At 56.2% G+C, this 19,304-nt stretch carries 20 protein-coding genes and 1 riboswitch; of the genes, 7 read left to right on the top strand and 13 right to left on the bottom strand.

What is annotated here, in order from left to right:
- Nucleotides 1–26: 26 nt before the first annotated feature.
- The gene (ribB, locus tag ACF8K2_RS22455) at nt 27–677 is read right to left on the bottom strand and encodes a 3,4-dihydroxy-2-butanone-4-phosphate synthase (RefSeq protein WP_264236603.1); all 651 of its coding nucleotides are present in this window, start codon (nt 675–677) and stop codon (nt 27–29) included.
- Nucleotides 678–757: 80 nt separating this feature from the next.
- Nucleotides 758–899: riboswitch (FMN riboswitch) on the bottom strand.
- A 93-nt stretch (nt 900–992) separates the two neighbouring features.
- Between ribB and ACF8K2_RS22450 the strand changes: the two genes are divergently transcribed.
- Together ACF8K2_RS22450 and ACF8K2_RS22445 are read left to right on the top strand one after the other, a co-directional pair.
- Nucleotides 993–2,198 carry an RtcB family protein gene (locus ACF8K2_RS22450; protein WP_392467693.1) on the top strand — a complete coding sequence of 402 codons (1,206 nt, stop codon included), beginning with the start codon at nt 993–995 and terminating at the stop codon, nt 2,196–2,198.
- Between the two features lie 87 nt (nt 2,199–2,285).
- Complete coding sequence (locus ACF8K2_RS22445) at nt 2,286–3,260, top strand: zeta toxin family protein (RefSeq protein WP_392467691.1); 975 nt, start codon at nt 2,286–2,288, stop codon at nt 3,258–3,260.
- 37 nt (nt 3,261–3,297) lie between these two features.
- Here the strand turns inward: ACF8K2_RS22445 and ACF8K2_RS22440 are convergent, their stop codons facing one another.
- The gene (locus ACF8K2_RS22440) at nt 3,298–4,188 is read right to left on the bottom strand and encodes an alpha/beta hydrolase (RefSeq protein WP_392467690.1); all 891 of its coding nucleotides are present in this window, start codon (nt 4,186–4,188) and stop codon (nt 3,298–3,300) included.
- Nucleotides 4,189–4,871: 683 nt separating this feature from the next.
- Between ACF8K2_RS22440 and ACF8K2_RS22435 the strand changes: the two genes are divergently transcribed.
- Together ACF8K2_RS22435 and ACF8K2_RS22430 are read left to right on the top strand one after the other, a co-directional pair.
- Nucleotides 4,872–6,677: a class I SAM-dependent DNA methyltransferase gene (locus tag ACF8K2_RS22435; protein ID WP_392467688.1), complete on the top strand. Its 1,806-nt coding sequence runs from the start codon at nt 4,872–4,874 to the stop codon at nt 6,675–6,677.
- Nucleotides 6,678–7,763: a BsuBI/PstI family type II restriction endonuclease gene (locus ACF8K2_RS22430; protein WP_392467686.1), complete on the top strand. Its 1,086-nt coding sequence runs from the start codon at nt 6,678–6,680 to the stop codon at nt 7,761–7,763. It begins immediately after the preceding gene.
- A 107-nt stretch (nt 7,764–7,870) separates the two neighbouring features.
- On the opposite strand, the gene ACF8K2_RS22425 is transcribed toward ACF8K2_RS22430, so the two are convergent.
- Entirely contained in the window at nt 7,871–8,563 is a 693-nt protein-coding gene (locus ACF8K2_RS22425; protein ID WP_392467684.1) for a hypothetical protein, read from the bottom strand.
- A 142-nt stretch (nt 8,564–8,705) separates the two neighbouring features.
- Between ACF8K2_RS22425 and ACF8K2_RS22420 the strand changes: the two genes are divergently transcribed.
- Nucleotides 8,706–8,951: a helix-turn-helix domain-containing protein gene (locus ACF8K2_RS22420; protein WP_392467682.1), complete on the top strand. Its 246-nt coding sequence runs from the start codon at nt 8,706–8,708 to the stop codon at nt 8,949–8,951.
- Between the two features lie 37 nt (nt 8,952–8,988).
- Here ACF8K2_RS22420 and ACF8K2_RS22415 read toward each other — a convergent pair whose 3' ends face one another.
- A complete protein-coding gene (locus ACF8K2_RS22415) occupies nt 8,989–9,957 on the bottom strand; it encodes a DUF932 domain-containing protein (protein WP_392467680.1) in 969 nt (322 codons plus the stop codon).
- A 69-nt stretch (nt 9,958–10,026) separates the two neighbouring features.
- Nucleotides 10,027–10,356, bottom strand: a complete 330-nt coding sequence (locus ACF8K2_RS22410; protein ID WP_392467696.1) for a hypothetical protein — start codon at nt 10,354–10,356, stop codon at nt 10,027–10,029.
- Nucleotides 10,357–10,709: 353 nt separating this feature from the next.
- Here ACF8K2_RS22410 and ACF8K2_RS22405 point away from each other — a divergent pair, with 353 nt between their 5' ends.
- Entirely contained in the window at nt 10,710–10,949 is a 240-nt protein-coding gene (locus tag ACF8K2_RS22405; protein ID WP_392467678.1) for a helix-turn-helix transcriptional regulator, read from the top strand.
- 323 nt (nt 10,950–11,272) lie between these two features.
- Nucleotides 11,273–12,376, top strand: coding sequence for an inovirus-type Gp2 protein (locus tag ACF8K2_RS22400; RefSeq protein WP_392467676.1), 1,104 nt, complete (start codon nt 11,273–11,275; stop codon nt 12,374–12,376).
- On the opposite strand, the gene ACF8K2_RS22395 is transcribed toward ACF8K2_RS22400, so the two are convergent.
- The 8 genes from ACF8K2_RS22395 to eutC all read right to left on the bottom strand — a co-directional run bounded on the left by ACF8K2_RS22395 (nt 12,366) and on the right by eutC (nt 19,302).
- Nucleotides 12,366–13,028, bottom strand: coding sequence for a hypothetical protein (locus tag ACF8K2_RS22395; RefSeq protein ID WP_392467675.1), 663 nt, complete (start codon nt 13,026–13,028; stop codon nt 12,366–12,368). The two genes, ACF8K2_RS22400 and ACF8K2_RS22395, sit on opposite strands and share 11 nt — an antisense overlap.
- On the bottom strand, nt 13,029–14,255 hold the full coding sequence (locus ACF8K2_RS22390; protein ID WP_392467673.1) for a tyrosine-type recombinase/integrase: 1,227 nt from the start codon (nt 14,253–14,255) through the stop codon (nt 13,029–13,031).
- A 394-nt stretch (nt 14,256–14,649) separates the two neighbouring features.
- Complete coding sequence (locus ACF8K2_RS22385) at nt 14,650–15,348, bottom strand: XRE family transcriptional regulator (RefSeq protein WP_392467671.1); 699 nt, start codon at nt 15,346–15,348, stop codon at nt 14,650–14,652.
- Between the two features lie 188 nt (nt 15,349–15,536).
- Entirely contained in the window at nt 15,537–16,064 is a 528-nt protein-coding gene (gene ppa, locus ACF8K2_RS22380) for an inorganic diphosphatase (protein WP_110737970.1), read from the bottom strand.
- Between the two features lie 105 nt (nt 16,065–16,169).
- The gene (locus ACF8K2_RS22375) at nt 16,170–16,985 is read right to left on the bottom strand and encodes a zinc-dependent peptidase (protein WP_312151758.1); all 816 of its coding nucleotides are present in this window, start codon (nt 16,983–16,985) and stop codon (nt 16,170–16,172) included.
- A 7-nt stretch (nt 16,986–16,992) separates the two neighbouring features.
- Nucleotides 16,993–17,640, bottom strand: a complete 648-nt coding sequence (locus tag ACF8K2_RS22370) for a DedA family protein (RefSeq protein ID WP_186556643.1) — start codon at nt 17,638–17,640, stop codon at nt 16,993–16,995.
- A gap of 275 nt (nt 17,641–17,915) precedes the next feature.
- Nucleotides 17,916–18,374, bottom strand: a complete 459-nt coding sequence (locus tag ACF8K2_RS22365; RefSeq protein WP_186556644.1) for a GNAT family N-acetyltransferase — start codon at nt 18,372–18,374, stop codon at nt 17,916–17,918.
- A gap of 109 nt (nt 18,375–18,483) precedes the next feature.
- Nucleotides 18,484–19,302: an ethanolamine ammonia-lyase subunit EutC gene (gene eutC, locus ACF8K2_RS22360; protein WP_186556645.1), complete on the bottom strand. Its 819-nt coding sequence runs from the start codon at nt 19,300–19,302 to the stop codon at nt 18,484–18,486.
- Nucleotides 19,303–19,304 lie beyond the last annotated feature (2 nt).

The following is a 19,304-nucleotide window of genomic DNA, read 5'->3' as shown; positions in this document are numbered from 1 at the left end:
GCACAACCAGTGCTGTAGACGATGGATCAGGCGGGCACCGCCTCGCGCTCCATCATCGCTACGCGGTACTGCGCCAGCTCTTCGATGGTCAGCATTGGCATGTTGTACTGGCGGGCATACACCGCCACCTGCTCACCGCGGGCCATGGTGCCGTCGGGGTTCATCAGCTCGCACAGCACGCCGGCCGGACGCAGCCCAGCCAGGCGCGCCAGGTCCACGGTACCTTCGGTGTGACCACGGCGAGTCAGTACGCCACCGTTGCGCGCACGCAGCGGGAACACGTGGCCAGGGCTGACGATCTGGCGCTGTTCGGCAGTCGAGCGCAGCGCAGCTTCGATAGTGGTGATGCGGTCCTGGGCAGAAACGCCGGTGGTGATGCCTTCGGCCGCTTCGATGGTAACGGTGAAGCCGGTGCCATGGCGGGCCTGGTTGTTCTGCACCATCGGCGCCAGTTGCAGGGCGTCGACGGTGGCTTCATCCAGGCACAGGCAAACGATGCCGCTGCAATCGCGGATCATCATGGCCATGGTCTGCATCGAGATGTTTTCGGCGGCGGCAATGATATCCGCTTCGTCCTCGCGATCGTTGTCGTCGAGCAACAGCACCGGTCGGCCAGCCTGGAAAGCGGCAATGGCAGCCGCGACATTGGGGAATTGCTTTTGCAGCATGGGGGACATGAAACGCTCCTCGTGAATAATCGATGAACGTCTCGGGGCGAACAAAACGCGCGCGCAGCAGCACCTTTTTGGCTGCTACCAAACGCCTTCTTTCATCCGGACTATGACCGTCGGCCCTGGAATCTCACCAGATCTGCTGTCCCCCGACAGGGTCGGGGCGCTCGCGGGCTCATCTTTCGATTTACCGCCGGTGGGGACTTTCACCCCGCCCTGAAGACCGGCCAAGCATACAGCACTGTGCCACCTGGTTGGCAAGCCGCCGGCCTACGACCTTCGGCGGTATCATGGGTGAAAGCTTTTTGTGGAAACGACACCATGGACATTCTCCAAGTCGCCGGCGGCAAGCCGATCAAACTGTGGACCGACGGCGTGCCGGTAGAGGAGGAAGCCCGCCAGCAGTTGCTCAACACCGCGCGCATGCCGTTCATCTTCAAGCACCTGGCGGTGATGCCGGACGTGCACCTGGGCAAGGGTTCGACCATTGGCAGTGTGATCCCCACAGTGGGGGCGATCATCCCTGCGGCAGTGGGCGTGGATATCGGTTGCGGCATGATCGCCGCACGTACCTCGCTGCATGCGCGCGACCTGCCGGACAACCTGCATGGCCTGCGCAGCGCCATCGAACAGGCCGTACCTCACGGCAAGACTTTCGGCCGGCGGGATCAGGGCGCCTGGGACACTGTGCCCAACCAGGCCGAGCGCGTGTGGAGTGGCCTGGCCGCGCGTTTCAAGGCCATCACCGACAAGTACCCACGGCTGGAGAAAACCAACAACCGCCATCACCTGGGCACGCTCGGCGGTGGTAATCATTTCATCGAAGTCTGCCTGGATGAAGCCGACCGGGTCTGGTTCATGCTGCACAGCGGCTCACGCGGGGTCGGCAATGCGATCGGCAACCTGTTCATCGAGCTGGCCCAGGCCGACATGCGTCAGCACCTGGCCAACCTGCCCGACAAGGACCTGGCCTATTTCGAAGAGGGCAGCCGGCATTTTGCCGATTATGTCGAGGCGGTGCAGTGGGCTCAGGATTTTGCCCGACACAACCGCGAACTGATGATGCTGGCGGTGGTTGGCGCCACGCGCAAGGTATTGGGTAAGCGCTTCGAGGCCAGCCTGGAGGCGGTCAACTGTCACCACAACTACGTGCAACGCGAACAGCATTTTGGTCGCGAAGTGCTGGTGACCCGCAAGGGCGCGGTGTCGGCGCGCCAGGGCGAGCTGGGCATCATTCCAGGCTCGATGGGCGCCAAGAGCTTTATCGTGCGTGGGCTGGGTAATGAGCAGTCGTTCTGCTCATGCAGCCACGGTGCCGGGCGAGTGATGAGCCGAACCAAGGCCAAGAGCCGTTTCACTGTCGAGGATCAGCGCCGCGCCACGGCCCATGTCGAGTGCCGCAAGGACAAGCAAGTGATCGACGAGATTCCCATGGCCTACAAGGACATCGATGCTGTCATGCTGGCCCAGCGTGAGCTGGTGGAGGTTGTGCATACTTTGCGCCAGGTAGTTTGCGTCAAGGGTTGAGCGGCTTAACTATCTACCTCGTCGGTTTTGTTCCCTGCTCTACCTTGGTGCTCTGCCCAATTCGGGGCTGACCATCAAGAGACGATTATGAGTACCCAGTACCCCTTCAGCACTGCCGATGTGCAAAATGCTTTCGAGCAGCTCCAAGACAGCTTGTTCGACAAGACCCGTGAGATCGATGCGGGCGATAGCTTGCCCAGCCCGAAGATCCTCATCCTCGCCGGCGCCCAGGGCTCGGGTAAGACCTACCTGCTGGAAAACACCCTGTTACCCAGTGGGCGCTACGAAAACTACGTGCGCTTGTACCTACCTTCCTTCCGCGAACTGCACCCCTCCTACCAGGCGATGAAGCCCAACGGCGTGCTGCATGTCTATGAGCACACCGAGGATTTTATCTGGCGCTTGGGCGAAATGATCTGTACCTACGCCCTGGAGAACAAGTACAACATCATCATGGAAACGGCCCTGGATAACCCAGCTTTCGCTGAGTTTCCCCCCGCAGCGGCGAATCTTGGCTACCAGTTCGAAGTGCATGTGATCGCTTGCCAGAAGGAGCTCAGTCATTGGGCCTCGCTCGACCGGGTGGTTAAAAGCGTGGCTAAAGGCGAGCTGGAGCGGGTGGTGACCTTGACCCAGATCGAGGAAGCACAGGCCAACGCGCGAAAGATTCTCGATGCGTTCGAAAATGCCTGCACACAGAAGGTTGGATCGCAAATTGTCCTGTATCTGCGCGGTATGGAGACCGATATGGAAAGTCGCCCAGTCTGCTACAGCACGTGCAATGTCATCGGCGAACTAGCCCCGCAGCAGAACTACTTAGGGCAAGCGTTTGTTTATCTAGCGCATTTGAGCTTCAAGATCAGTCGCAACGCCAGGGAGAGCTTTCCTTGCTCATACATTCAATACTCGCAAGTTGTGCATGCCGGATTGATGGGCATGGAAGTGCGCCAAAAAATGGCAGCGGCCTGTTGTAAAACCTTGGGCAAGGCACAGATTACTGACATGCCGACCGCTGTGTTCCGTGAGTTGTGCCTGTATGTCCTCAGATATGTAAACCCTTGAGCCCCATGGCAGGCCGTGTTGACGGGCTGTGCTGAGATTACTTGGCCATCGTCTCGATCACTCGCCGCAGGGACGCCGGCAACATCGGCCCATGCCCCAACCCGTCGAAGCGTTCGAAGCGCACCTGTAGCCCCTGCACCTTCGCCAGGTCAGCGACTAGTTCGCGTGCGGGACGCTCGACATCACCCTTGACCGCTGCGCGCGGGTTGGATGGCTCGTCACCGCCGCGCATCAGCAGCAGGTTCGGTCGGGCGTCACCCAGGCGTTGTTGCAAACCCTGCGCCTCATTGACGACGGCGCCATCATGCCACCACAGCGAGGGGCTGGCGGCAGCGTAGGTGCTGAACTCGCCAGGGCGGGTGAACAGTGCATGGAGTACCGCCAGGCCGCCGTAAGAGTGCCCCCACAGGGTCTGCCGACTGGCGTCGATGGGGGCCACCTCGGCCACCATCGGCCGCATGCGCTGGCTAAGCAGATCGAAGAACTGTTGCACGCCACCGCTGGGCTGTCCGCTCAGCGGATCGAGCTGCTCGCGCTGGCCCGGCAGGGCAGGGGTGTAGTCGTAGGTGCGGGCGCTGCGCTCGATGCGTTGCGCGGTTTGATAGCCCACCGCAACCAGCAGTGGTGCCTGGCCCTTGGCGAGTTGATCGAGCAGGGCTGGGTCGAGCGCGCCGAGGGCGGCGTTGCCATCGAGCATCCACAGCACCGGATAGCCTGTGGCAGGGGCCGGTCGCCGGGGCGTGCCGATCCATAGCTGGTAGTGGCGCTTGCCGTCGGCCGAATCCAGTGTGAGGGTGGTGAAGCGGTAGGCCAGGTCCTGACGTTGCAGCAGGCGGGTGTCCATTTTCTGCTCCGGCATGGGTCGTGCCAGGGCGGGGGCGCTGGTTATCACGAGGGCCAATGCCAGGGTGAAGGTGGTCAGTTTCATCAGGCGATCTCGTTATGGCTTGCTCCGCGCGTCATCTGCTGTGACGAGTCTTCAGAAGACTTCGCTATACAAGCATCGTCCAGCCGGTTGGGTCAGCAGGGGAGGCTTGGTAGGTGGGGTCGACCAGAGCCGGCACTGGATTTGTCCTAACGCAGGAAATTTTGGCGGATTGCTCAAGGTTGCTATTTTTACCTTGGCATCGGCGATGGCCACACACTGCGGCGCGTAAGTCTCGATGTCTTTTAGGGACGTGCGCGCATAGCGGCCAGGGCACAACGATCCTTGTGTCACGTGGTGTGTCAGTGCCAACTCAAATTTTACGCATTAAAAAGCCGGCTTGTGGCCGGCGTTTTTTGTAGTAAATACCGCTATTTTACTGGTGTTCTCGGAGTGTATCTGTTTTGTCCCCACATTTGTCCCCCCATATCGCTTTGGCGTGCCTCCGGTCGAGCACTCCATGCTGTACACTTAAACAGTAGTGCTGATGCTTGCACTGCTGGGGAGAGACACGCTTGCCGACATTCAGCGCACTGGCTTCATCCGGTTCGCATTGAGGGTGATGCGCGTGAGTGACTGACACCCCAGCAATTATTGGCTATCACTTTATCACGCAATGTAGTGCGATAGCGGTCCGAAGGGGTGCTGAATCCTGTACACTCTCGGCCGGCAAAAAAGGGGGGATTATGACTCATAAGGCACAGGCAAAACAGGCACGGCAGGCAGACGACATCGCTGCGGAAACCCCGAGCCAGGTAGTCGCTTCCGCGCGAGTCATGGCCCGAGCTTTGGCCATCACCTTCCCAGTCGATCAGCAACTGGCCTTAGCGCGTGCATTCGGTGTTCGCTTGATTGAGGCTTGGTGGCGTGGTTTGACGAATGTCGACATCGTTCCCCAGGAGCTGCGCGCCCCACTCCAGCCGTTTGCTACGGAACAACTGCCTGAGGCGGCCGCAGCATTGGCGGAAACCATCGGTCGCACCGCCGCGTATTTCGATGCCGAGACCGCCGCCTACCAGATCGGACTGACTTACACCGGGATGCTTCCAGCAGAGCATCGTGGACAGTACGGCATTTTCTACACCCCGCCCGCGCTTACCGCCCGACTAATCGACCAAGTAACGCTCGCAAATGTCGATTGGGCGAAGTGCCGCGTGCTCGATCCAGCCTGCGGCGGCGGTGCCTTTCTGGCCCCTATCGCCCAACGAATTATGGATGAGCTGAAAGATTGCAGTCCAAAGCTTCTCATGCAGAGCATCGGTAATAGGCTGCGTGGTTACGAGATTGATCCTTTTGGGGCTTGGCTTAGTCAAGTTACCCTAGATGCCGTAGTTCTGCCGATCAGCCGGCTGGCCGGACGTAAACTGCCCATCATGGTCACCGTCTGCGATTCGCTGCGTCGCAGCCCACCAAAAGACCGATTCGACCTAGTTATAGGCAATCCGCCATATGGCCGGGCCAAGCTTGATGCTGAGACCCGCGAGCGCTACAAACGCTCACTGTACGGACATGCCAATTTATATGGTCTGTTCACCGACTTGGCGCTGCGCCACACTAAACTGGGTGGTGTGATTGCTTATGTCACACCGACCTCATTCTTGGCCGGGGTCTATTTCAAAAACTTACGGGCTTTACTGGGGCGTTCAGCTCCGCCACTGTCCATTGATTTTGTAACCGCCCGCAAGGGTGTTTTTGATGACGTACTGCAAGAAACTGCCCTGGCTACCTATCGTCGCGGCGCAGACGCTGCCCCGATAGTGGTCTCTGAGATTGCTCCTGCTCTGGGCGGTCTGGAGGTCCAGCAGACGGGCGAAATCACGTTACCTGCGGACCCTTCTCTTCCTTGGTTGTTGCCGCGCACGATTGAGCAAAGTGCCCTCGTCGAACGCCTGACGCACATGCCCCACCGCCTGGCTGATTGGGGTTATGGCGTGAGTACCGGGCCATTAGTGTGGAATCGCTTCAAGAGCCAACTCGCGAATCGCCCGAGTAGTAAGCGGCTGCCGTTGATATGGGCAGAGGCGATCACGGCGGATGGTCGTTTCGTATTCCGCGCGGACAAGAAAAATCACACCCTGTACTTCGAACTGAAGGCCGGGGACAACTGGCTGGTCACCACCAAACCCTGCGTTCTGTTGCAACGGACTACTGCTAAGGAGCAAAGCCGTCGCCTGATCGCGACTGCTCTGCCAGCAGAGTTCCTAGAGGAGCATGGCGGTGTCGTCGTCGAGAACCATATCAACATGATTCGGCCGATTACCGAGGCTCCTCAGGTCAGCGCCGAGGTGTTGGGGGCATTTATCAATAGCGCGGCTGCAGATCGCGCGTTTCGCTGTGTAAGCGGATCGGTAGCGGTTTCTGCCTATGAACTGGAGTCGCTGCCGCTGCCAGCGCCTGAGGACCTCGGGTTGTTGACCCGGCTGCTCGATGCTGGCGCAGACCGTGAGGCCATTGAGGCTGCATGCAGCCGATTGTTTGAAGGGGATATGTGAGTGCTGCCACCGTATGTACCAAGGGATCTGGTCGCTGAAAGGCTTCCGCTTATCTTCCCGGAAGGAACTCCGAACCGGGTTTACTGCACCCGCGAGCTTGCCGCCAGCACGGTATTCTCCATGTTGTATATCGGGGCCGTCGAGCACAGCAGCGTGCGATTGGGGCCGGTGCATGTCTATCGCATGACTGACGTACAGGCAGCGAGTGACAGCGATGAGGAGCGCCTCAGCTACAGGTCAAACTTGCGCAAGAAGTCGTTCGAGGTTCCCGGCAAGCGCTGGTATGCCGACAATACTCGTGAACCCATCCGCGATGAGACCCTCCGTGAAGGTCTGGTAGCAGTTGGTGCCGTAATAGAAGACAAAGACGTGCCCACTACGTCTGGCAAGCCGCGTTACGCACTCAAGTCTGACCTCGCGGGTTTGTTTGATCCCGAGCTTCAGGGAGACTCCCTAGAGGCCGCGATTTACAAGTGGCAAGAGGAGCACTTGAACAAGGGGGCCCTTGCCCGTGTTTCGTTGATGCGCCTTGGTGCTGTCGATAAAGAAGGTGTGATGGTTCACTTTCCAAACGGTGAGACGCGCACATTGGCCTATGGTCCTAGTTCATTGATTTCACGAGCGGTGGTCGAGGTATTTTCTCAGCAGTTCTTAGAGAAGCCTGCGGTGCTGTGGCTCAGTGAGTCGAGTAATAAGGTAGCCATGCAAGACCTACGCATGGCTTCTACCATTGGTCTCGATATTGAGGCTCAGAAGAACCTTCCTGATCTGATTTTGGTGGACTTGGGGCCGAGTCAGCCTTTGATCGTCTTTATCGAGGTGGTGGCCACTGATGGTGCGATAACCGCGCGTCGTCAAGAGGCCTTGTTCGAGCTAACGGACAAAGGCGGCTTTAAGCGCTCACAAGTGGCATTTGTCACTGCATATGCAGATCGGGAGTCGGCTGGGTTTAAGAAAACAGTTACAGGCTTGGCCTGGGGCTCGTTTGCATGGTTCATGAGTGAGCCCGATAAAATCTTCATGCTTCGCGACGGAACTAGTCAGTTGTCTAATCTAAATCGGCTGCTTGCAGATCAGAGGGGGTGACTGCATTCCGGTGGTATGCTATCTGCAAATTTAAAACTCGATTCTCTTCTGTTCATAACTGCCGCCCAGTAGTAGGCGGCAGATTATGACTTCTCAATAGAGGAGGATTATTTTTTCCAAAGATGGTAGTCGGGGTTTAGGCCTATTACATCTTGGTTTGAATTGTAGCAGAACTCTAGTGTGCAGTTGTTGGTGACTGATGCCATTGGCACATATACTGGCAGTCGTTCACGACTGACCATATCATCACCTCCATCAATGGTTATTTCACATGAATCGCCTTGTGGGTCGCACCAGACGTCATAAGTGCCCTTCGCCGTCGGGGTTGCAGTTAAACGTGCCGCAGGCTGTGTTGCTGCACTTGCAGCAGCCGCACCGCCAAATAGAGGGCCTGTTCCCGTCTTATAGGCATAATCTTTACCATCATTTCCTGGGTATACATAGAAATCTTTAAAGATTGCGTAGTATGTGTCTCGGGGGGCAGTAAACTTACCTCTATAATTCCCATCGCGGTCGGTACATTTATCCTGCGCTTTAGAGCAGCGTATGTACTCGAATGTTTCCTCCTCTTTCATGGTGATTTCACCAGTCTCGCGATTCTGGTAGCGAACTACGTGTTTTCCGGGTCGGCTTTCTTCTAAGCAGAGAGTAAGCGGGAACCCATACATCACTCGTCCGGTGCTTTCGCATAGAATCACGTCAGAAGTTTTGTATTGGTCGAACTCTGGATGTCCATTTGCGTAAGCTTGCGCCGTAAAGAAAATAGCCGCAGCGAGTGCAGTCTTGGCAAGGGTTTCCACAATTATTCCTTTATTGGTGGTTAAGGGACTGGCTTGACTTCAAGGGTATCCGCAGATTTTAGATACCAGAGGCAAGTGGTTTGATGGATTTGGGTCGTAAATGCCGTGGTCGTAAACGCATCATAGCGTGACGATTCCATGCATGGGAAGAGTATCCGCTAGCCTTGATAAAAATCGCGATTTGGTTCGTCTCGGGATGGTCGTGCGCGCTCACCGCGTTGCTCTCGGCCTTTCGCAGGAAGCCTTGGCCGATGCCGCTGAAATAGACCGTTCCCACATGGGGAAAATCGAGCGCGGTGAGCGCAATGTCACTTTTCTTAACATCCTCCGCATTGCTAAAGCTCTTGATCGTAAACCCTCCGTGCTCCTAGCCGAGGCTGGCCTCTAACGCGCATTGCTTTCGTATCCTGAATGCTGGCCGCACGTTAAGCTGTGAGTCGTAAGGCGGCGTCTAAGGCCCTTTGCTTTATTTGCGCACCTTGTCCGAACCATGCTGAATCCTTGCGGTACTCAACGTTACGTGCCCTGCGTTCGTGATCCACATACTCTGTAACGGCGTTTAGCAAGCCCCACGCGGTTCCTTGGGCTGACACCAGTGTGGCACCGCGTCCTTGGCCCTCGTAAAGGCTCTGAACCTTGCGCAACGCGCGCTCGTTTGGCAGGGTTTCGGGCAGAGGGCTGTTCGGACTGGTATCGCACAGCACGTTCATGAAGAAGCCCATAGCCTCATGCCATTGCACCCTGCGCTCAGCCATACACTTCATTTGGTACATGAACTCGTCCCATTGCGAGACAGCGATCCCTAACTGCTTTTTAACTGCCTGCGGATTGAAGCAAGTGCTATGCGGCACCTTAATCGCGCGGGAGGTTCCATCTAGAGCAATCGTCAGCGTATTGTTGCAGACCACGCGCACAGCAGTAGGTGTGGCGGTAGTGGCCAGCGTGCCATCACAGGAGGTGGCTAGTAGCAAGTAGCCATTTACCTGATCATTGCCTTTCAATGCCGTGCCTTGCCCTGTACGGGCTAGAGCCCAGAACTTACGACCTCCTTTGAGGACTCCTGCAGTTTCCAGCTCATAGCCTGAGACCTCAGTCAGTTCCCGATAGAACTCCAGCACTTCACGAGGCTGCACCACCTGATAGCGAGAGGAGACCACCGACAGCGGGACCTTGGTGTCGGAGCGATATAGCACCTTCTGCTCTGGGTATGAGTGAATTGAGCCGAGAGCGCCGATGCTGTCGGATTTGAAATGCACCGGGCTGTCCTGGATCCTCCAGTCCATACCCGCTTCACGCTGCCAAACTTCGATTGGTTGTTTCGGGGAGAGGCGACTGCCCAGGCCATGCCAAGGAGTTGCGCCAACGTAAGCCATTTGTTCAATGAGATGAGCCATAAGAAATGTTCCTGACGAATGAGCAGAAAGAGGACCGTTTCACCAAAAATGACGCCTGCCCGCAAAGACTTAATGTTTGATGCTGAAGGTGTAGCCGCAATGCAGACATTGATAGTTGTTAAGGATTTTTTCATCCACCTGTTCGCCAATCGTGGCTCCAGCTATCCCACCAGCTACTCCGCCAAATAGTCCACCGAGAAGAGCGCCAGCAATACTACCAATGGCAATTCCTACCGGGCCGCCGACCACGCCTAGCACCGCACCGACTTCTGCACCGGACATAGCACCAGCGGCACCACTGGCAGCACCGCCCGCTACACCAATTAATCCCCCTGTTTGTTTCCCAAGATTCTTAGTTACTATACGACTGGAGTTGCAATTTGGGCATAGGGTGTACATATGTTTTTCCATGTTTATTTAATGGTTTGCTTGCGCTTGAGAATTGTGGTGGTTCACGTTGAATAGTGTGTATTTGAATTATTTTTGAATGTGGTTTTGTAAGTGTGGTTGTGGCTGGTTTTAATTTGGTTGGTTGCGTTGTGTCTTAGGTTTTGAGTGTGGTCGGGTTGGTTCTCCAATGACTGTGCTGGTTGGTTCTTTTGTGAAAGTGGGTTGTGGTCGGGTTGGTTCTTATTTCAGGAATTGTTGGGCTAATGTGCTTGGTGTATTTTTTTACGTAAGCACCTTTCTGCACGCGCCTTCGGTGATCAATTACAGTCTGCTCCGTAGCTAATTCGACTGGCTGGAGGTTGATGATGGACGCAAAAACTTACGCAACCATGAGGGTGCTCCGACTAAGGCAGGTGCAGGACCGTATTGGTTTATCTCGGTCCACTATCTATGACCGGATGAATGTTGACTCTCCTCGTTACGACAGTACGTTTCCCAAGCCTATGAAAATTGGGTGTTCAGCTGTCGGTTGGTTGGAGGAGAGCGTAAATGAATGGATTCGATCAAAGATGGATAGGGCGCATCACGGAAAGACTGAGTGATTGGATTTGCACTAACTCGACAGAGAGTTATTGTTTTAATTGGCTATGAATCTATGGGCTTTGCTTTGGCTTATGGATTGGATAGCTTGATTTTGTCGTGGTGCGTTTAGCTCAGTGGTTCTGGATTATTTGTTATTAGATAATTAATTAGATATTAATTGGGTATTAGCTATTGGTTGCTGTGTCAATGCCTGTGAGCCAGGAGATGTTAGTCTCCTGTGGTGAGTGTCATGGTTGCTGTCGCTTTTTTGGTCGATGGGGAATGGGCATAAGCCTGTGCGTATCGAGCACAGGTATTTAAGGGTTCGGATAAAGATTAAAGCATGAAGAAGAAAGAGTTTCTGTCTGTTGAAGCAGCTTTGTTGGAAAGTACCATTACGTATTTCGATACCTGCAATGCTAACGTTATGGCTGTTGGTGGTGAGAGAAACGCTGTACTAAAAATTAAAGATATAGAAAGGTTGGTAAAGGAAATATCTGTTAGTAATGAAGTCCATTTCTATGAAAAAATCAGTCATGGTGTGGCTAGGGCTGATTTGACAAGGACTGGGAAGCGATTATTAATGAATATGTGGGCATGGGAGGAAATAGAGCGTTACTATCCAATCCATGACTTCACTCCAGGCGTAAAGGTTTTTTTCGAGTGTACTAAGGAGTATGCCAGGGCTTTCTATTATCGCAGGGATATTCGACTTTTTGATGGTAGTCCTTCGGCGGTTATAGAGTCTCTGAATAACGTGGTTGAGCGTATAAGATCCATCGTTAGAGGGCGTGCATTTAAGGCTGAGCAAAATGCACATCGTCGGCTTTCAAATAAAAACTACAAGAGTTTGCTTGGTTATATTGAGGCTATTTTCGAGCAGCGGTCGCGAGTGCTAGTCTTAAGAGTTGACTTGGGTTACTCAAAGCCACTAGTTCAAAGGAGTTTTCGACAGGATCTAAGTTTTGATGAGGTAAAAAAGCATCGTGAAAAATTATTAAGGTTATTGAGGCGTAAACTGCCAGCTAAAACTTTTCTAGGTCATGCGTGGAAGTTGGAGTTTGGGCTGTCTAAGTCTTATCATTATCACTGTGTGTTTTTTTTGGATGGCTCAAAATTGCGTGAGGATGTCGCTTGGGCAAGGACTATTGGTGAGCTATGGACTGAAAGAGCTACAGGCGGGAAGGGGGTGTATTATAACTGTAATCGTGCAAAGGGTAATTATCGCGCCTGTGGGATTGGCATGATTGAGCACACTGATAGAGGCATGCGTAAAAACCTACAAAAAGCGGCGCTTTACCTTACAAAGATAGAGTATTACATACGTATTGCAACTGAGGGGCAGGCTCGAACATTTGGTCGTGGTGAAATGCCTAAAAGAGATAGTAAGAAGATGGGGCGCCCTAGGCAGTCGCCCTCATCGATGGGTGGTGTTTCTACTGTTTGAGCGAGGGAATGATTTCGGCGATGGCGCTCCGAAAGATCTCATCGTCTCTTCGCCATCTCCGTAGAGTCTTTGTGATTAGCTCTTTTCTTAGGCCGATTTTCTTCATGTCGATAAAATTACCTAATTCATTTTTGATTGATTCAGCCGCGTGCGTAAAGTCGTCCCAGCCGTGTTTGGGACGTTTCTCTATCATGAGAGTTAAAGCGTAATCTTTCACTGCTTGGAATTTAGCATTGCGGGCATTTGCACCTGCCATCGCTCTACGATGATTTAGAGCTGCTGTGGTGTCTATTACAGTGCTATAGAACGCATGGGTGGCAGCACCTTCTGCGCTTGCGCTAGCATGGGTAATTAAAGGCCAGCTCCGATTATGATTTCCAGAATTAAGAGCCTGCTGTGCCAGCTCGTTCAGAATGCAGGCATAAAGGAAAGGGTACTCTGCACTCATTTGATTGGCAGCGATATGTTGCAGCCTCAGATCGTCAAGCAAGGCCTCGGTAATATCGCCGTTTTTTATGCTTTCCCTTAGTGCTAGGATGAATTCATCGAACCGGGAGTTTTCAAATAGGTTTTCGTGCGTTTCACGAAGAGACTCCCAGATTCTTGAAATAATTACCTCTGGTGAAGTGTTGGACAAGTCTTTAAAAAGCATTTATTCCTCTCTATTCACTGCTGGCTGAGCCTCTGTTTTAATTAGGAAATTGGCCCATTCGGTCATCAGTGCGCGTCGCTTGTCGAGATAATCGGAGCGAGAGTATGCCCCTTCGGTTTGGCCGCGTTCGTCGTGAGCAAGCGCCATTTCGCATACTTCGCGAGGATAATTTGTGCTTTCGCCTGCCCAGTCACGAAATGAGGATCGAAAGCCGTGCCGGGTAATATGTTTGTAGTCCATGCCATGTAGCAGAGTGCGTATGGCATTGGCGTGCATTACACCTGTCTTGCCTTGGCCAGGGAAAAGAAAGGGGGATCCTGATTCTCTCGGAATGCTTTGAACTAGCTCCACGACTTGATCGGGTAGTGGGATTACAAAGGCCACCCGCATTTTCATGCGCTCTTCAGGAAGAGACCAGGTGGCAGCATCAAGGTCGAACTCGTCCCAACGTGCAAATCTCACCATGTGAGCGCGTGCGCCTGTCGTTATCAGGAGCTGAGCGGCCAACGACGCTGGCGCGGTGCTTGCTCTGAGTTTGACCATTAGGGCAGGGACATCCTGCCAGCGCAGAGCTTCAAAATGCTCTCGTTTTCGGGCTTTTTTCTTTTCAGCACGACTGAGCAGATTGTCCAAGTGTCCCCGCCAGCGAGCGGGATTTTCTCCCTGGCGCAGGCCGCGTGCTTTTGCCGCGTCTAGAATCTGCTCAATCTGCCCGCGCACTTCGTCGGCTGTGCGGGTTTTGGTCTGCCAGATAGGTTGAAGGACCTTAAGTACTTGAGGTGTGTCAATTTCATCAGCAGGAAGCCTACCAATGTGCTCAAACGCATACAGCTCAAGCTTGCGTAACCAGCCTTTGCGCCACTTATCCGACCAAGAGGCGCTGTGTGCATCGCAATAGTCTTTCGCGATGGCCTCAAATTTTAGCTGTTTCGCCTCACTGGCTTTCTGAGCTTCGCGCTGTGCTGCTCGTTCGATGTCACGGGCAGCTAGCGGATCTATTCCGTTGCTTAGTAGGCTGCGCTTGGCACTGGCTTCAAGCCTAGCTTTCTTGAGACTTACCTCAGGAAATGAGCCCAATCCCATCTCCCTTCGACGACCTGCCAGTTGGTAGCGAAGCAACCAAGATTTACGCCCGGTAGGTTTGACGACCAAGCGAAGCCCATCACCATCTTCATAGGTGCCGGGTTCGGTCAGGTTTTCGACTTGTTTCGGATTCAGCTTACCCATTGGATTTCCCCTGTCGTCCCTCGTCCCCCCATCGGGCCCCCCACTTCATCGTCGGATGAGGTCAAATGGCGTTGAACACCATCGGACACGGGAGCGCCTGAAACGCGCATGATAGCTAGGCTATCGGCAGGATTTTCGGATGGGATAGGATTATTTCGGACAATTAAAAAGCCGGCTTGTGGCCGGCTTCTCGGGGACGATCTTGGCTCATTTTTGGTAAGCCGCAACCGCCTTAAACGGTATGGCCTCAAGGACCATGAAAAAGATGGCAGACGGCTGTATGAGGCGTCGCCAGGCCCTCTGGAGCGCGGCCTTGGCCGGTCTGGGGCGAAATGTGCGGGCAAGGATACTAGGGCTCGCTCGTGTTGCCCAGCAAAAAGTGGCACTGGGTGTTTCAGCCTGATACTGGCTGGCTGAAATATGACCAATGAAACACCCGGCCAAGGATTTCCAGGCCTTGCGCATGGCGTTGGGCGGGGGTGTAGCGCTCGACGGCGTAATTGCGTCGGTCGTGGCTGTGTAAACACAGGGTGTCGTTGTTGCCGAGGCTGAGACTGTGCACTTTCAGTTGGCCGTTGTGCAGTAGGGCATAGGCTTGGCCTTCGACGACTTGAGTCATGCCCCGGTCGATGGCAACGATGGCGTTCACGGGGATCAGCGGGGCCATGTTGGCGGCGGGCATGTTCACGCAGATGGCCTGTTCCACTGCCACGCCAAGCGCTTCGAGGGCTTGCTGGGGGAGCGGCAGATAGCTGTGTTGGTCGGCTTGCAGACGCCTGTTGCGCACGCTGTGTAGGGCGATGTTTACCATGCGCGTATCGTCGCCCAGCAGCGGGCTGGCTTTTGCCGGGGTGGGCGTTAAGAGGCTTTGTCGCAGGATCGGGCTTGGATGTTTAGGGCCTTCGCCGCTTAGCAGCCAGCGACGGTGCACGCAGAACAGGTCGGCGGTTTCATCGAGGCGGGCCAGAGGAATACCGCGCTTGAACCAGTTGTTGACGTGCTGGGGCGTGACGCCGCGCTGGGCAGCGAAGTCGGAAGGGGTTAGTTCGCACTCCTGAAGGAGTGACTTTAGGCGGTCACCAGAGGTAGTCATGGGGCCGAGTCTAGCGGGCAAGCGGCTGCGGGAAAATGAACCTGAGGTTTGCGTGGTGTGTGAGAAATGGCGTGTATTGAGAGACGGCTCCTAGGACTGAGTAGGACTTTTCTTGGATATTGCCCTTACCGCCGTTGAGCAGGCACAAAAAAGCCCCGCCGAAGCGGGGCTCTAGATACCCATCGGGCTTAGCCTTTGTAGGCTGCAACCGATTTGGTGATCGCGGCACGGGCGGCGTCAGCGCCGTCCCAGCCTTCGATCTTGACCCACTTGCCCTTCTCGAGATCTTTGTAGTTCGCGAAGAAGTGCTCGATCTGCTGGATCAGCAGCGCTGGCAGGTCGGTGTACTCTTTGACGTCGACGTACAGCTGCGACAGCTTGTCGTGCGGTACGGCGATGACTTTGGCGTCGCCGCCGCCGTCGTCGGTCATGTTCAGGATGCCGACTGGACGGGCGCGGATGACCGAGCCTGGAGCGACCGGGTAAGGGGTCACGACCAGCACGTCGAGCGGATCACCGTCGTCAGCCAGGGTGTTGGGGATGTAGCCGTAGTTGGCTGGGTAGAACATCGGGGTAGCCATGAAACGGTCGACGAACAGCGCGTCGCTGTCTTTGTCGATCTCGTATTTGATCGGCGCGTGGTTAGCCGGGATCTCGATGGCGACGTAGATGTCGTTCGGCAGGTCTTTGCCAGCCGGAATCTTGCTGTAGCTCATTGGGCAGTGCCCCCGTGTCTGATCGGAAAATTGGCGGCGATTATAGGCATATTCTGCTGGGCCACGCCACGCCCTGCCTGATGTGCGGGCGTGTGCAGGAGCATGTCAGTGCTGATGATCGCGGTACAGCGGATGTTCGGCCTGCAGTTGGCTCAGGCGTGCTAATGGATCCTGGCGGTAGAACAGCGCCAATTGCTGGTACACCTGTGGATAAGCCTGGTGCAGCAGGTCGGGGGCGCTGAAGAAATACTCGCTGGTGACGGCAAAGAATTCGCCGGGGTTTTCCGCAGCGTAGGGGTCGATGGCGGTCTCGGCGTCAGGGTTGGCGTCCAGCTGCCGGTTGAGATCGTCGTAGGCCTGTTGCATGGCCTTGGACCAGTCGCCGACGTGCATGTCGCTGTGCAGTGGCGGCAGGCCGTTGGCGTCGCCGTTGAGCATGTCGAGTTTGTGCGCCAGCTCGTGGATCACCAGGTTGTAGGCCTCCCAGCCACCCCCGCTGAGCACGCCGTCCCAGGCCAGGATCACCGGGCCTTGTTGCCAGGCTTCGCCGCTGTGTTCGCCGTCATACACGTGCTCGACGCCGCTGGCGTCGCGGTGGCGCTGGGGGCTTTTGAAGTCGTCGGGGTAGAGGATGATTTCGTGAAAGCCTTGATACCAGTCCAGGTCGCCCAGGTGCAGCAGTGGCAACTGGGCCTGGGCGGCGAGCAGCAGGCGCTGCTGGTCGTCCAGCTCGACGCCGGGCAGGGTGGTCAGGTGCTTGTCATGCAGAAACAACACGCAGGCTTCGCGCAGCCAGCGGTCTTCTTCCTCGCTGATACCGTCGAGCAGTGGCAGCTGTTCACGAACAGCCTGCCACAGCTGGGCATCGATCGGATAACGGGCCAGGGTACGTCGACGCCGCCAGGCGCGTAACGACCACATGGGCCGGTCAGTGCGCCTTGGCGGCGCGGCCGAAGCGGCCACGCAGCAAACCGAGGATCATCGGCACCAGCGACAAGACGATGATGGCGACGACCATCAGCGACAGGTGCTGCTTGATGAACGGCACATTGCCGAAGAAGAAGCCCAGGGTGACCAGGCCGCCGACCCACAACAGCGAGCCAGCGACGCTGAAGGCCAGGAAGCGCGGGTAATGCATGTGGGCGATGCCGGCGACGAACGGCGCAAAGGTGCGCAGAATCGGCAGGAAACGCGCCAGGGTCACGGTCTTGCCGCCGTGGCGCTCGTAGAATTCGTGGGTGCGCTGCAGGTAATCGCGGCGGAAGATCTTCGAATCGGGTTTGTTGAACAAGCGTTCGCCCGCCGTTCGCCCGATCACATAATTGGTACTGTCGCCCATGATTGCCGCCGCCATCAGTAGGCCGGACAGCAGTACTGGGTCCATTCCGCCGCCTGCGGCCACGGCACCAGCGATGAACAGCAGCGAGTCGCCGGGCAGGAAGGGCATCACCACCAGGCCGGTCTCGCAGAAGATCACGGCAAACAGAATGGCGTAGATCCAGGGGCCGTAGTTGGTGACCAGCAGATCGAGGTAGGCATCGAGATGCAGGATAAGGTCCAGCGGGTTGAAATCCATGTACAGCACCTGTGTTCTTGACCCGCGACTACGGGCGCGCAAAGACGGAGATCGGCAAGGCCGTAGGCTTGTTTACCTGCGAGTGGGTAAATTTTCACACATGTAGGAGGGGCATTATACGGACAAGGGGAGATTGTGCCCGGGGAGATTGTAGCGGCGGGTTACGATGGTTTTGGCTGGGATGAGGGCTACGTGGGAACGGGCGGCCGCAATCGCGGGGAAAGCCCGCTCCCACGCTTGGCCACGACCCGCATAGCGACCTCGCGTGGGGTAGCTCAATCCTGGTTGATCGGCAAAATGTAGCTGGTGAACTCGGTATCTTCGCGAAAGCCCATGGATTCGTAGGTTTTCTTCGCCACCTCGTTATCACTGCTGGTCGACACCCGCATGCGCACGGCATTGGTTTCTTTGGCCATTTTCTTGGCCTCGCGCATCAGGTGGTCGGCCACCAGCATGCGCCGGGCGTCTTCGGCCACGTAGATGTCGTTGAGAATCCACACGCGCTTGAGCGACAGCGACGAGAAGCTCGGATACAGCTGGCAGAAACCCAGCAGCTTGCTGTCGTCATCATCCGCCAGCGCCAGGTAGATCACCGACTCTTTGAGCCTGAGGCGCTTCTCGAGGAAGCTGCGCGAACTGTCCGGATAGGGCAACTGCCCATAGAACTCGCGGTACTTCACGAACAACGGGTTGAGCAGGTCGAGGTGTTCCAGGGTTGCCTTGATGATGCGCATGTGCGGCCCTCAGAGTCCATTTGGGGAAACAGCGGATTGCCAGCAGCTTTCAAGGGCATGCTGCCCCAATGCAGGCTAGAAGCGCAATCCACCTTCCGTGACATGATTTTTACTCTTCCCCAAGTAGGAAGTTTCCGCTTTTGCTTGAAGAGTTTTCAGTGTCGAGGCTATGGACCTCGGCTTCGTCCTTAAGATTCACCCCCGACAGCTGGCGCCGGCAGGCTTCGCGCATCAGGTACAACAGGCGGTGAGCGGCCATGCCGTAGCTCAAACCCTCCAGGCGTACGTTGGAAATGCAATTGCGATAGGCGTCGGTCAGGCCGACCTTGGGGCCGTAGGTGAAGTACAGGCCAAGGCTGTCTGGCGAGCTCAGGCCAGGGCGTTCGCCGATCAACATCACGGTCATGCGTGCGCCAAGCAGTTCGCCGACTTCATCGGCCACGGCAACCCGGCCTTGCTCGACCAGCACCACCGGGGCACTGCTCCAGCCGTCAGCGGCGGCCTGCTCTTCGAAGCGCGCGAGCAACGGCAAGGTATGGCGGTGTACGGCCAGGGCCGACAGACCGTCGGCGACGACGATGGCCAGATCGACGCCACCCGGATTGGCTTGGGCGTGCTCGCGCAGTTGCTGGACCGACTCCTGGTTCAGCCGGCGGCCTAAATCTGGGCGTTGCAGGTACTGGTCGCGGTCGCTGGCGGCGCTGTGCAGCAGTAGGCTGTCGCGGCCGCGTTCGCTCAGTTGGCTGCGCAGGCTGGCGTGATCGAAGGCCAGGTGCACCGCATCACGGGCCTGGGCATGAGCGAACTGGAAATCCAGCTGGGCGCCGGTCGGCAGGCTGATGCCGCTGCGGCCCAGGGCAATCCGCGCCGGGGTGAGATTGCGCAGGGCCAACCAGGGGTTGTCGTGGGTGGGCGTGTGTCGTTCCATGG

This window comes from Pseudomonas sp. xss_2, assembly GCF_043104195.1.
GTDB classification, from domain to species: Bacteria; Pseudomonadota; Gammaproteobacteria; order Pseudomonadales; family Pseudomonadaceae; genus Aquipseudomonas; species Aquipseudomonas urmiensis.
Note: the sequence above shows the minus strand (reverse complement) of the source record. Positions and strands in the feature narration are given on the sequence as shown.

Bases quoted from the DNA above. Each gene is read 5' to 3' on its own strand.
- ribB (WP_264236603.1), bottom strand. From the start codon at position 677: ATGTCCCCCATGCTGCAAAAGCAATTCCCCAATGTCGCGGCTGCCATT.
- ppa (WP_110737970.1), bottom strand. From the start codon at position 16,064: ATGAGCTACAGCAAGATTCCGGCTGGCAAAGACCTGCCGAACGACATC.
- ACF8K2_RS22405 (WP_392467678.1), top strand. From the start codon at position 10,710: ATGATGGACGCAAAAACTTACGCAACCATGAGGGTGCTCCGACTAAGG.
- ACF8K2_RS22410 (WP_392467696.1), bottom strand. From the start codon at position 10,356: ATGTACACCCTATGCCCAAATTGCAACTCCAGTCGTATAGTAACTAAG.
- ACF8K2_RS22420 (WP_392467682.1), top strand. From the start codon at position 8,706: ATGGGAAGAGTATCCGCTAGCCTTGATAAAAATCGCGATTTGGTTCGT.
- ACF8K2_RS22415 (WP_392467680.1), bottom strand. From the start codon at position 9,957: ATGGCTCATCTCATTGAACAAATGGCTTACGTTGGCGCAACTCCTTGG.
- ACF8K2_RS22400 (WP_392467676.1), top strand. From the start codon at position 11,273: ATGAAGAAGAAAGAGTTTCTGTCTGTTGAAGCAGCTTTGTTGGAAAGT.
- ACF8K2_RS22390 (WP_392467673.1), bottom strand. From the start codon at position 14,255: ATGGGTAAGCTGAATCCGAAACAAGTCGAAAACCTGACCGAACCCGGC.
- eutC (WP_186556645.1), bottom strand. From the start codon at position 19,302: ATGGAACGACACACGCCCACCCACGACAACCCCTGGTTGGCCCTGCGC.
- ACF8K2_RS22445 (WP_392467691.1), top strand. From the start codon at position 2,286: ATGAGTACCCAGTACCCCTTCAGCACTGCCGATGTGCAAAATGCTTTC.
- ACF8K2_RS22440 (WP_392467690.1), bottom strand. From the start codon at position 4,188: ATGAAACTGACCACCTTCACCCTGGCATTGGCCCTCGTGATAACCAGC.
- ACF8K2_RS22450 (WP_392467693.1), top strand. From the start codon at position 993: ATGGACATTCTCCAAGTCGCCGGCGGCAAGCCGATCAAACTGTGGACC.
- ACF8K2_RS22370 (WP_186556643.1), bottom strand. From the start codon at position 17,640: ATGGATTTCAACCCGCTGGACCTTATCCTGCATCTCGATGCCTACCTC.
- ACF8K2_RS22435 (WP_392467688.1), top strand. From the start codon at position 4,872: ATGACTCATAAGGCACAGGCAAAACAGGCACGGCAGGCAGACGACATC.
- ACF8K2_RS22375 (WP_312151758.1), bottom strand. From the start codon at position 16,985: ATGTGGTCGTTACGCGCCTGGCGGCGTCGACGTACCCTGGCCCGTTAT.
- ACF8K2_RS22385 (WP_392467671.1), bottom strand. From the start codon at position 15,348: ATGACTACCTCTGGTGACCGCCTAAAGTCACTCCTTCAGGAGTGCGAA.
- ACF8K2_RS22395 (WP_392467675.1), bottom strand. From the start codon at position 13,028: ATGCTTTTTAAAGACTTGTCCAACACTTCACCAGAGGTAATTATTTCA.
- ACF8K2_RS22365 (WP_186556644.1), bottom strand. From the start codon at position 18,374: ATGCGCATCATCAAGGCAACCCTGGAACACCTCGACCTGCTCAACCCG.